The organism is Mesorhizobium sp. WSM4840 (genome assembly GCF_055811755.1).
The window spans coordinates 1-10,851 of sequence record NZ_JBVVQD010000069.1; the positions used below are offsets into that span (position 1 = coordinate 1).

The window sequence follows — 10,851 nt, forward strand, 5'->3', positions numbered from 1 at the left end:
AAATTCTCAATTTAAGTACAAGGCTAAGAGCTTGATATCATTAGGCGAGAAGTCTCACCTTTAAATACAGCGCGACATCGGTGTCGGATCGACCGGCCCCAATCCGCGTCGAGGGGAGGCCCGTTCCCCCTCCCCTCAAACTCCCCTTCCCGCCCGCAAAAAAGCACCGGCTTGAATACCCAGGCCGGTGCTTTGCTGTCGTTCATATAGCCAAGAAGGTATAACGGATAGAGTCCACCGGAGAGCTCTGAGCTATGAAGCACGCCAAAACACTCGGAATTTGGTTTGATTGCTACCGGTGGTAGCGCAATTGTTGCGCCAATTTGGCTATTCAGGTTATGGTTCTGCAAATGACCCGGAATCAATGATCCCCGGGCCACCCAACTTAGCGCTTACGACGGAGAAAATAGACCGACCAGAAAAAAGAAAAACCGCCCCGAAACGAATCCCGGAAGCGGTTTGCGAATAAATCAATTTAGCCAAGACTTTGTCGCAAACCTCCCTTCCTCTGTCAACCTGAAAAGCACCGTTTCGGTGAACGGGATTGCTTTGCCTGGTCTCCACCAAAAAGGAGACGAGAATGGGAGAAGCTGTGCCACTGAAGCGGCCGATCGGTCGCAGAGTGACGCCACAACGCACCGAATACCGGCGACTGTCAGAGTCAGCTGAGATGGGATCGGTGACACGCGGGCAGCTTGCCGTGCTCGCGCACAACCTGCCCTGCACGGGCTTGATAAACGCGAGCGAAAGCCATCTTCTGGTCACGTTGGTCAACACGGCGTCGCCTGAGGCCTTTGACAAAGACGGGCGGCCGATCATCTTCAAGTCCAACCAGCAGCTCGCCTTCGAGATCAATCGCTCGGTCGGACGGGTCAGTCGCATGCTGTCGAACCTCTTCGACGCCGGGCTCGTCACCATGCAGGACAGCGGCAATTACAAGCGATATCCGCACCGCAACGCCGACGGTCTGATTGTCGACGGTTGCGGCATCGATATGCGCATTCTGATTGTTCGTTACCGCGAGCTCGATGGGCTGGTACGGCAGGCGAAAGCCGAGAAAGCAGCCGCAAGCGCTGCGCTGCGCCGCTATCGTGGGGCGCTGCGCAATCTCCGGTACGCTTTGGCAACCGCCACCGGACTCTCAGAGCGCGCCCGATCACGGCTTGAGGCGCGACTTGAGCGGGTCGTTGCGGTTGTCGGTATTGCCGCAAAGGCGTCGAGCGCAGTTTTGCGCCGCGCTACGGCGTTGTTCGAGTGGCTCATCGAACGAGCCCTGCAGCTCTGCCGCCGCTCTGAATCCGCGTTGGTGACAGAGAATTCGGCATGCGCGAATGCCGAAAACGACATGCACAGACAGATTACAAATCCTGATCCTATTGTGAATAGTAACGAGAATCGGCGTTCGGCCGACGCCGAACAACTCAGTTTGCTAGAGGCTGGCTCTGCCAGCCAATGGGCTTATGAAAAAAGCCTGGGGGGCGGCTCGCGCCAAGTCAACCAACCGAAGCACCCACCACAGGCACTTGTGGCCTTGCAGGACTTGGTGCGGGCGATACCGGCGCTAGACACCTACGGCTTTGCCCTGCCCCGTACGTGGGCCGAACTGGCGCGAATCGTGCCCCAAATGTGCCGAATTGCTGGAATTTCCGACGATGCGCGCCGCCGCGCGGTCGACCAAATGGGCGAGCAGCAGGCGGCCGTGGCGGTCGCGGTGACGCTGCAGAAGCTCGACCGGCAAGAAGTTACCTCGCCGGGCGGCTATTTGCGGGCCATGACAGAGCGCGCGGCCGCCGGCGAGCTTCATCTTGCCCGGTCAGTGTTCGGGCTCGTGGCGCGCAACATGACGGAGGCGTTGAATTGAGGTTCCGAGCGGCATTGGCGGCTGCGGTCGCGATAGTTTGCATCGGCGTCGGCGCAGCCGCGGCCGATCCAGCCACCTGGTCCGGCACTGTCCGGGTGATTGACGGAGACACGATCAGCGTGCGCCAGCAGCGCATCCGGATCGCGGCGATCGACGCTTGCGAGCTCGTGGCATTGAAGGCCGGGCCTTTCTTCGGCGAATGATCGATGGGAAACACGTCAGTTGCCGGATCATCGACCGCGATCAGTATCGCCGCCTGGTGGGGCACTGCTTCTACAAGGAAACCGATGTCGGGCTGGCGATGGTCCGCGCCGGGCTTGCCGAGTCGATGCTTCGATATCTGCCGTCGTCCCATCCGATCAACCTGGTGGAGTATGGCGAGGCCGAGAACAGCGCTCGAGACCGAAGGCTTGGGCTCTGGTCGGCCGAGATCGAAAGTCCGCATCTCTACCGGCGCGCTAAAAAGTCTCCAGCGCATTGACCTGTCATATATCCAAATCGGCGCTATGAATTGGCAGAAGCGGTGAAGCAATTTGCTTCTCGATTCTGGCGCAAAATGGCACAAAGCCGTTGTGCCGGCGCGGATTGTGAATAGAATAGGGTCACTTCTTGCCGCTGCAGGCCGTCACCGATCCGGAGGCAGATAGCCAATGATGTTCATCCCTCACCCCTCCATGGCGGTTGCTTTTGACGCTCGTTCGCACGTCGACGCGGTTTGCGCAAATCCGGCGACCGCAAAAATTTCCCCGCCTGCGGCTCCTCGCGCAGCAAATTTTTCCGGCCTCCGGCTTCCTCCGCTACCGCTTCGGCCTGCGGTGCGCACCGCTTTCCGCCGTGCCCGTGAACAATCGTAGCAACCACCAAAGAGGAGTGACTGACATGACCACCACCAACTTCATCCAATTCGACACCGACGACCTGGATGCCGCCAAGGGCAACGGCCTCATCTCCACCATCGATCGCGACCTGGACATCCACGTTGTTCCGTTCGACTCGAGCAACGAGAAAGCCCCGACCCACCGCGTCTATGCCAAGTCCCCGCGCGGCTATGACATCGAGGTCGGCGGCATCTGGAAGAAGACCAGCGAGGCGAATAAGCCCTACTACACGCTGTCGATCAAGCGTCTCGGCTTCAACGCCAATCTCGGCCGCTACCCCGGCCAGGACGATCCTACGCTGCAGGCGATCATCGAATGGGAACCCCGCGATTGATCGACGCGATGCGCCCGGCCCCGAGCCGGGCGCATCCGTTCACGAGGCCGATAAATGCGGCAAACCGCTCGATTTTCAGCGGTTTTTCTGCTAGTGTTTGTAGCTATCGGAGATCTGTTGATGAATATCCATTCTACCCGTCCGGACCGCTCGCCGGAAGCCGTCGCCCGGCGCCGCAAGGCGACCGATCAAGCGCGTGCGGCCAATATCCGACAGGGCTACACTCACGATCCGGTGTTGGAGGAAGCGACGGCGGCCTATGTCGCCGGCGACATCACCCGTGAAGAGTATCGCCTGCGCGTCGTGCGCCCGGCGAAACGGGCATAACCGAAACCAACCTCTAGAGGCGAAGGCCGCCTGCCCTACGCAGGCGGTTTTTTTGTTGACCTTGCCCATGTCCGACAGCCCTGCCCAAGGTTCTTATTTCTACTCGAACACGTCGGACGATCCCGATCGTACCGATGTGCTGCGGAACAAGTTCGGAATCGAGTCGAATTCCGAGCTGCGCACCGAAGAGTACCGAGCGACCGCTTTCCGCATGGCGGAGATTGCGGAGGGCGACGGCCCGAGCGGCCAGTTCGACAAAGCGCATCTGAAAGCTATTCACGGCTATATTTTTCAGGACGTTTACGAATGGGCTGGGCACACCAGGAACGAATCCCCGATCGTGGACGGCGAGCGCGTGGAGCCGATCGGCGGGCTCTCCAAAGGCAGTACGGCATTCCTGCATGGCTCGCGCATCGAAATGGGGCTCGACGAGGCGTTGAAGCCTATCCGTGATCCCGACGTTTTGCGCAATTCAACGCCAGAGCAGATTGCCGAGCGCGCCGGCCAGGTCATGGCCGAACTCAACTATGTGCATCCCTTTCGCGAGGGCAACGGTCGCACCCAGGAGGTTTTCATTGCCGAGCTTGGGCGCCACTACGGCCATGAAGTCGATTTTACCGTCATCACCAAACCGCGCATCGTCGAGGCGTCGATCGAAACCACGAACGACCCGTCAAGCGCCGCCATGAAACATCTGCTCGAGGACGCGGTGGACCCGAACCGCCGCGAAGCCCTTCGCGCCGCGTTTTCCGACCTCGAGGCGCGCGGCGAAGATCCGTTTGAACACAACGTTCGCACGGCTCGCCCGGATGAAGAAGTCACCGGCCAGATACTCGGCCATGACGACCGTGTCGCCAGCATTGTCACGGACGAGCGGATTGTCGCCGTCGATCGCGCGAACTTGCCCGAACGACTGCCGGACGACGAAACTCAATTCACCTTCACCGCACGATCGGACTTTTCCAGCCTCGGCCGTGAGTCGCAGGCCATCGAGCGGCCAGCACAGCCCCAACGAGCCGAAGCGACCCGGCCGGACACGCCCAGCGAGCTGAAGGCTATCGAGACCGATATCGCGGCGCAGCGGGCTCGCGAGCGCAAAAGCGACGACCATGAACGATAACGTCGCTCGCCGGATTCAAACTGCTCGGCAACCGTAGTTGACCGGCCGGCGCATTCGATGCGGCCGGCCGCCTCCATCCGTCGGGGTGATTTGACGGACAAGCTACGATAGCCCCTCCCCCATGCAACCGCTGTCGCGGTCCTCCTCTCCGTTTCGGCCCCTACGGGGTGCATGGGCTCGTTTCGGCTATCTCCGGTCTTTTGCCGTCAACCAACGGATGGAGACGGCCATGCAGAGCATCAAGGATACCTACCAGCGCATCACGGACACCATTGTTGAGCAGCTTGAAGCCGGCACCAAGCCCTGGATCCGCCCCTGGCGCGGCAACGCCCGCCGAAGCTCGATCATCCCGCGCCGCGCGACCGGCGATGCCTACCGCGGCATCAACGTCATCATGCTGTGGGTCGCCGGCCAGATGTTCGGCTATGACGAAAACACCTGGATGACCTACCGGCAGGCCCAGGACTTCGGCGGTCAGGTCCGCAAGGGCGAAAAGGGCACCCTTGTCGTCAAGTACGGCACGTTCATGCCGAAGGATCACGACGACGACGAAGACCGCGCGGTTCCATATCTGAAGGGCTACACCGTCTTCAATATTGAGCAGATCGAGAACATGCCGGATCGGTTCTTCAGCCCGGCCGAAGAGCTGCCGGGCAATCCGGTTCCGCACATTGAGGCCGTCGAAAGCTTCGTGCAGAACACCGGCGCAAGCGTCAGCTACGGTGGCACCAAAGCTTGCTACCGGCCCAGCATCGATGACATCCTCATGCCTGACCGCGGGCGTTTCGACAGCGAGGTTTACCTTTACTCGACTTTGCTACACGAGGTTTCGCATTGGTCCGGCGCAAAGCATCGCCTGGACCGCGATCTGACGGGCAGGTTCGGCAGTGAAGGCTACGCCGTGGAGGAGCTTGTTGCGGAGCTCGCGGCATCGTTCCTGTGTGCCGACCTGGGCGTGGCGCATGATCCACGCGACAACACAGCCGCCTATCTGGCGAGCTGGCTCGAGGTCCTGAAGAATGACAAGAGGGCCATTATCACGGCCGCTGCGAAGGCGCAGGCCGCTGCCGAGTATCTCACGGCCCTGCAGCCAGCCGCCGGACAGGACGCCGCATAAGGAGAAGCGGCTATCGGGACGGCGGCGGGGGACTTCGGCACTGTCACAGCAATCGATCCTTCATCGTTTCACGTGACTTGCCACTTGGTTGTCCGCGGACAACCACTGCTCGGTCTGAGGTGTTTTCCTGCATTCCCCTTTGAGTTGTCCGCGGACAACTAAGCTCGAAACGGCATCAGGGTTAAGCGTTTGTAAATTCGTAACGAATCGGGTCTTATTGTAACTGCGCAGTTTATCGCATCTTAGCATTAATTGCGCAGTTCGAGGGCCAAGGATGTTACAGACTTCAATTCAAAGCGGTGAACAGGAGCACCTGCCGTCCATGTTGTCGGCAGATTCGCTCGAACTGTCACGTCAGTTGCAGTTGCACCAGCAGAAGATCTTTCCTCCGAATTCTCAGAAGGCGATTCGTAATTTCAGCCCGGCCGAGGCCTCCTATTACATCGGCATCGGAGAAGGATATCTCAGGCAAGTCGCATCCGAAGGCTACGGGCCAGAGCCGCTGGCTAATGGTCGGCGCATGTACACGCCGGACGACATGGGGCGGATTCGGCAGACTCTCGACGAAAAGAACGGGTCCCCAAAATATGTGCCGAGCCGCCGTCCCGGGGAGAAACTTCAGGTGATTGCGGTCATGAATTTCAAAGGTGGTTCCGCAAAAACAACCACGTCCGCGCACCTTGCCCAGTATCTGGCACTTCGGGGTTATAAGGTGCTTGCGATTGATCTCGATCCACAAGCGTCGCTATCGGCTTTGTTCGGCCATCAGCCCGAACTCGATGTTGGCGAAGGCGAGACGCTCTTTGGCGCTATACGATACGACGAACCGCGACCGCTCTCGGAGATCGTCCGGGCGACATACACGCCGAATTTGCACATTGTGCCGGGCAACCTCGAATTGATGGAATTCGAGCATGAGACCCCAAAAGCGATTATGACTGGATCGGCAGAATCGATGTTCTTTGCCCGGATCGGCGAAGTCCTGACCGATATTGAAAGCCTGTACGATGTGGTCATTATCGACTGCCCCCCGCAACTGGGCTTTTTGACGATGTCGGCGCTTTGTGCCGCGACGTCGGTTCTCATTACCGTTCACCCACAAATGCTCGATGTGATGTCGATGAGCCAATTTCTGGCGATGACCAGCGAGTTAATGGCTGTCGTGGAAAGGGCAGGGGGACGCACCAGCTACGACTGGATGCGCTATCTCGTGACACGTTTCGAGCCGAATGACGGCCCGCAAAGCCAGATGACTGGATTCATGCGCGCCATCTTTGGGAATCGGATGCTTCACAACCCCATGCTCAAATCGACGGCGATATCCGACGCAGGCGTGACAAAGCAGACCCTCTATGAAGTCGAGCGGTCGCAATTCACGAGGGGAACGTACGACCGCGCTATGGAGTCCTTGAATCAGGTCAATTCGGAAATCGAAGGCCTGCTGAAGGCGACTTGGGGGAGGAAATAATGGCCCGCAAGAATCTCATTGAGGTTTCGGTTGATAACCCAGCCACTGAAACTTCATCGCCGATGACGGCTGCGAGACCGATCGCGGGCTTCGTCCCTCCTGCTGTGCGCAACACTCCCATTGGGGGGATCACCAAGACCCTCGGCAACATTACGCAGAAGTTCGAACGCGCCCAAGATATCGAGAAGCAGCTAGCCGAAGGGCAAACGATCATTGAGATCGATCCAGCCCTCGTTGACTCCTCTTTCGTCAGCGATCGCATTGGCATCGATGTCGTCAAGCTTGCCCAGCTTAGCGAGCAAATCAAGGACCACGGACAACAGGTGCCGATCCTTGTGCGCCCTCATCCAGACGCCCGGGGACGGTATCAGGTCGCCTATGGCCATCGGAGACTGGCGGCCGTCAAGTTATTAGGTATCAACGTCCGCGCGGTCGTCCGGGAACTTTCCGACGACCAGCTCGTCGTCAGTCAGGGGCAGGAGAACAACGCCCGGACTAATCTTTCATACATAGAGAGAGCATTGTTTGCAGTTCGCCTGGAAGACCGCTCGTTCTCCCGAGAGACCATCATGGCGGCCCTCGGGATCGATAAGGCTGCTCTGTCGAAAATGGTCTCTGTTGTGCGGCAGGTGCCAATCGAATTGATCGAAGCCATAGGCGCTGCGCCTGAGATCGGCCGTAGGCGGTGGATGGAACTCGCCGACCTGCTGCCGAAGGCAAACGTCAATAACGTGCTGGCATTGCTGTCGGAACCAGAAACCAAGGCGCTCTCGAGCGATCAACGCTTTCAAGCAGTGGTCGATGCCCTGACGACCAAACCTGAGAAGACGCCCAAAAGCAACGGTACGCTCAAATCCTGGGCCCCCGCTGACAAATCGATTCGCGTCTCGCTGAAAACCAACGGAAAAACCGCCACAATCGCTATTGGCGCGGTCAACGGGCCGCTCTTTGCCGCATACATTACCGAACGGCTAGATGGCCTCTATGCCGATTGGCAGTCGAAGCAGGAGAACTGAAACCGCAAAAGAAAAAGGCCCCCGACGGCGAACCGTGGAAGCCCTTCTCGATCTGTAGCAAGCCGAGAATCTCATTTCCACGAATCAGTGTCAAGAGTTTTAAGCGTCGATTCGGCGGACGGATTTCTTTTGCCTAATTGAAGGCGAAGGAAGAAATGGAGACGGGTATTGCAACGACGCCCTTTGGGCGGCGGCCGATGTCGCTTGCCATGCTGGCAGCGCAAAACGAGTCACGGGAGATCCCCAAGGGCAGGGTCGTCGACAAATGGCAGATCTACCGGAACCTCTGCGAGGGCAAGAGCATCAACGGCATCGGCGATCGCGCCTTGGCCGTCCTGAATGCGTTGCTGTCATTCTATCCTGACAGTGAGTTGAGTGAGGAAAACGGCCTCATCGTGTTTCCCTCGAACGCACAGCTGTCCCTCAGGGCGCACGGCATGCCCGATTCCACCTTGCGGAGGAACCTGGCGGAGCTGGTGGATTGCGGTCTAGTCATCCGTCGGGACAGCCCGAACGGCAAGCGTTATGCACGGAAGGGCAGGGGTGGGGAGATCGAGGAAGCATTTGGCTTCTCGCTGGCGCCGCTGCTGGCCCGTGCTCAAGAGTTCGAGGCGGCGGCCGAGCGTGTTCGCGCCGACAACAGGGCGCTCAGGCTTATGAGGGAACGCATTACGCTACACCGCCGGGATATCCAGAAGTTGGTCGAGGCGGCCGTTGAGGAAGACGTGCCGGGCGACTGGGGAAGCCTGTGGAGGCGTTTCCGCGCCATTGTGGAGACAATTCCGCGCCGAGCCCGCATTGCCGAGCTCGAACCTATCGTGGCCGATCTGGCCGCGTTGCGTGACGACGTGGATAAGCTGCTGGAAATCCATATGGAATCTACGAATCCGAGCGGCAATGAGTCCCAAAGCGAGCGGCAGCAATCTGATTCAAATACCGACTCTATTTTTGAATTTGAACCTGCTTTGGAAAAAAGCGGGGCGGGGGCCGAGCCTCTAACGAGGACCGCAGAGCCGCCGAAAACCTATCCGCTGGGGCTAGTGCTGAAGGCCTGCCCCGAAATTGCAGACTACGCCGTTGAGGGGATCGGCAACTGGCGCGATTTCATGATCACCGCCGCCCATGTGCGGGGATACCTGGGCGTTTCGCCGTCTGCGTATGAGGATGCCTGCCATGTCATGGGTCAGGAAATCGCCGCGGTGGTGATTGCCTGCATTCTGCAGCGGGCACAGCACATCGAGTCAGCTGGTGGCTATCTGCGCGTGCTGACCGAGAAGGCGAGGGCAGGGGAGTTTTCGGTCGGGCCTATGCTGATGGCGGCATTGCGAGCCAACGGCGTGACAGCAAAGATGACAGGGTAACCGTTGGCGGATCGGTTCGCGCTGATGCGGGGCTTGCATGGCGCACCATGTGAGGCTATATGTTGCCTCACATGGAATGGAGAGTGAAATGCTAGCGTTCGGAAATGTCGCCGACGTGTTGGGGCTGCCCGTCAAAGAGGTGGCGGCGCGGTCGCCTTTCGGGCTGATCTCCCGGATCGAGGATGGACTTCCCATCGGGGCGCTTGAGCGCGTTGCGCATCTTCTGGCGCCTGGCGATGCTCAGTTCAAATACCGGCTGATCCCCAAGGCGACCTACGAGCGGCGCAAGGCGGTACATCGCCTCTCGTCGGACGAGGGCACACGATTGGCCCGCGTCGCGCGCGTCTGGGGCCTTGCTGTCGATGTCTGGCAGAACGAAGAGGAAGCGCGCGATTTCTTGTTTCGGCCGCACCCGATGATCGAGGACAAGCGACCGATCGACGTCGTTATCCTGAGCGAGTTCGGCGCCGAAATGGTGGTCGAAATCCTCGCAAGTCTGAAGTACGGCAGCGCTGCGTGACGGCGCAGACTCTCGATCGCACGCTCTCGTCCTTTCGCATCGGCGATCCGGCCGGCACCTACCCGATCTTCGATGCGACCGGGTCGACAATCGCGCCAGGCCGATGGAACACGCCCGGAAGTCCTATCATCTACACCAGCGAGCACTATTCGACGGCCCTGTTGGAAAAGCTGGTGCATGGCAGCGGCCGACTGCCGCCCAACCAGCACTACATCGAAATCACGATCCCGCGCGGACTGAGCTACGAGGTCTTTTCCCAGCCGTCACTGCCCGGCTGGGACACGATGCCGGCGACGGTGAGCAGGGGATTTGGTGAAACCTGGTGTTTAGAACGGCGCAGCGCCATCCTGCTGGTGCCGAGTGTCGTGGCGCGTCTCGATTGCAATGTGCTGATCAATCCGGCGCATCCGGAGTTTTCAAGGATCCAGACAAGCCTGCACCAGCCGGTCTACTGGGACCGGCGGTTGTTTGGCGCGTAACGCGGGGGGGCTTGTCGCCTACAGCCTCGAGGCCTTGGTGAGATTGACACGGAACGGGTCACGTCGGCTCTGGTATTTGCGTGTCATCTCGATCGATGAGGCAAGGCCGGCGCGCAGGGAATGGCCGGAGAACTTTTGGCCCCGTTCGCCTTCCGACCAGTCGCCGCGCACGCCGGCAAATGCGGCTGCCTCGAACCAATTGTCCTGGAGCTGACGCCGCAAGCTGTGATGTGTCGGATCGATCTGCGGCTCAGACGATGATCCGCGCCGCCCGCCCGAGCGTGCGTTCGGCGTCGTTGTAGTAGTTCGACGCCTGCTGCACGGAGCGATGCTGGGACTGCTGCATCGCCTCGGGCAGCGGAATGCCGCG

General features: G+C 59.6%; 11 protein-coding genes and 2 pseudogenes. 11 read left to right on the forward strand and 2 right to left on the reverse strand.

Annotated features, from left to right (window positions below; all coding sequences use genetic code 11):
* Nucleotides 1–580: 580 nt before the first annotated feature.
* The 11 genes and pseudogenes from repC (AC0L3I_RS36255) to AC0L3I_RS36305 all read left to right on the forward strand — a co-directional run bounded on the left by repC (AC0L3I_RS36255) (nucleotide 581) and on the right by AC0L3I_RS36305 (nucleotide 10,481).
* Nucleotides 581–1,861, forward strand: coding sequence for a plasmid replication protein RepC (repC, locus tag AC0L3I_RS36255; RefSeq protein WP_473530145.1), 1,281 nt, complete (start codon nucleotides 581–583; stop codon nucleotides 1,859–1,861).
* A pseudogene (locus tag AC0L3I_RS36260) lies at nucleotides 1,858–2,342 on the forward strand (thermonuclease family protein). Before repC (AC0L3I_RS36255) ends, AC0L3I_RS36260 begins: the two are co-directional and overlap by 4 nt.
* A gap of 398 nt (nucleotides 2,343–2,740) precedes the next feature.
* Nucleotides 2,741–3,073: a DUF736 family protein gene (locus AC0L3I_RS36265; protein WP_473530150.1), complete on the forward strand. Its 333-nt coding sequence runs from the start codon at nucleotides 2,741–2,743 to the stop codon at nucleotides 3,071–3,073.
* A gap of 120 nt (nucleotides 3,074–3,193) precedes the next feature.
* Nucleotides 3,194–3,400, forward strand: a complete 207-nt coding sequence (locus tag AC0L3I_RS36270) for an antitoxin VbhA family protein (protein ID WP_107652809.1) — start codon at nucleotides 3,194–3,196, stop codon at nucleotides 3,398–3,400.
* A gap of 67 nt (nucleotides 3,401–3,467) precedes the next feature.
* On the forward strand, nucleotides 3,468–4,520 hold the full coding sequence (locus AC0L3I_RS36275; RefSeq protein ID WP_473530151.1) for a Fic/DOC family protein: 1,053 nt from the start codon (nucleotides 3,468–3,470) through the stop codon (nucleotides 4,518–4,520).
* Nucleotides 4,521–4,749: 229 nt separating this feature from the next.
* Nucleotides 4,750–5,637 (forward strand): ArdC family protein, encoded by an 888-nt coding sequence (locus AC0L3I_RS36280; RefSeq protein ID WP_473530146.1) that lies wholly within the window; start codon nucleotides 4,750–4,752, stop codon nucleotides 5,635–5,637.
* 274 nt (nucleotides 5,638–5,911) lie between these two features.
* On the forward strand, nucleotides 5,912–7,105 hold the full coding sequence (repA, locus tag AC0L3I_RS36285) for a plasmid partitioning protein RepA (protein ID WP_287196163.1): 1,194 nt from the start codon (nucleotides 5,912–5,914) through the stop codon (nucleotides 7,103–7,105).
* Nucleotides 7,105–8,121: a plasmid partitioning protein RepB gene (gene repB, locus AC0L3I_RS36290; protein WP_473530147.1), complete on the forward strand. Its 1,017-nt coding sequence runs from the start codon at nucleotides 7,105–7,107 to the stop codon at nucleotides 8,119–8,121. Before repA ends, repB begins: the two co-directional genes overlap by 1 nt.
* A 155-nt stretch (nucleotides 8,122–8,276) precedes the next feature.
* Nucleotides 8,277–9,482 carry a plasmid replication protein RepC gene (gene repC / locus AC0L3I_RS36295; protein WP_473530152.1) on the forward strand — a complete coding sequence of 402 codons (1,206 nt, stop codon included), beginning with the start codon at nucleotides 8,277–8,279 and terminating at the stop codon, nucleotides 9,480–9,482.
* 88 nt (nucleotides 9,483–9,570) lie between these two features.
* On the forward strand, nucleotides 9,571–10,002 hold the full coding sequence (locus tag AC0L3I_RS36300) for an antitoxin Xre-like helix-turn-helix domain-containing protein (RefSeq protein ID WP_473530148.1): 432 nt from the start codon (nucleotides 9,571–9,573) through the stop codon (nucleotides 10,000–10,002).
* On the forward strand, nucleotides 9,999–10,481 hold the full coding sequence (locus AC0L3I_RS36305; protein WP_473530149.1) for an RES family NAD+ phosphorylase: 483 nt from the start codon (nucleotides 9,999–10,001) through the stop codon (nucleotides 10,479–10,481). Before AC0L3I_RS36300 ends, AC0L3I_RS36305 begins: the two co-directional genes overlap by 4 nt.
* A gap of 18 nt (nucleotides 10,482–10,499) precedes the next feature.
* Here AC0L3I_RS36305 and AC0L3I_RS36310 read toward each other — a convergent pair.
* Nucleotides 10,500–10,670 (reverse strand): annotated as a pseudogene (locus tag AC0L3I_RS36310) (integrase); the annotation flags it as partial.
* Nucleotides 10,671–10,731: 61 nt separating this feature from the next.
* Nucleotides 10,732–10,851, reverse strand: a 120-nt coding sequence (locus AC0L3I_RS36315; RefSeq protein ID WP_473530153.1) for an integrase, incomplete at its 5' end; no start/stop codon positions are given.

Bases quoted from the DNA above. Each gene is read 5' to 3' on its own strand.
- repC (WP_473530145.1), top strand. From the start codon at position 581: ATGGGAGAAGCTGTGCCACTGAAGCGGCCGATCGGTCGCAGAGTGACG.
- AC0L3I_RS36265 (WP_473530150.1), top strand. From the start codon at position 2,741: ATGACCACCACCAACTTCATCCAATTCGACACCGACGACCTGGATGCC.
- AC0L3I_RS36270 (WP_107652809.1), top strand. From the start codon at position 3,194: ATGAATATCCATTCTACCCGTCCGGACCGCTCGCCGGAAGCCGTCGCC.
- AC0L3I_RS36275 (WP_473530151.1), top strand. From the start codon at position 3,468: ATGTCCGACAGCCCTGCCCAAGGTTCTTATTTCTACTCGAACACGTCG.
- AC0L3I_RS36280 (WP_473530146.1), top strand. From the start codon at position 4,750: ATGCAGAGCATCAAGGATACCTACCAGCGCATCACGGACACCATTGTT.
- repA (WP_287196163.1), top strand. From the start codon at position 5,912: ATGTTACAGACTTCAATTCAAAGCGGTGAACAGGAGCACCTGCCGTCC.
- repB (WP_473530147.1), top strand. From the start codon at position 7,105: ATGGCCCGCAAGAATCTCATTGAGGTTTCGGTTGATAACCCAGCCACT.
- repC (WP_473530152.1), top strand. From the start codon at position 8,277: ATGGAGACGGGTATTGCAACGACGCCCTTTGGGCGGCGGCCGATGTCG.
- AC0L3I_RS36300 (WP_473530148.1), top strand. From the start codon at position 9,571: ATGCTAGCGTTCGGAAATGTCGCCGACGTGTTGGGGCTGCCCGTCAAA.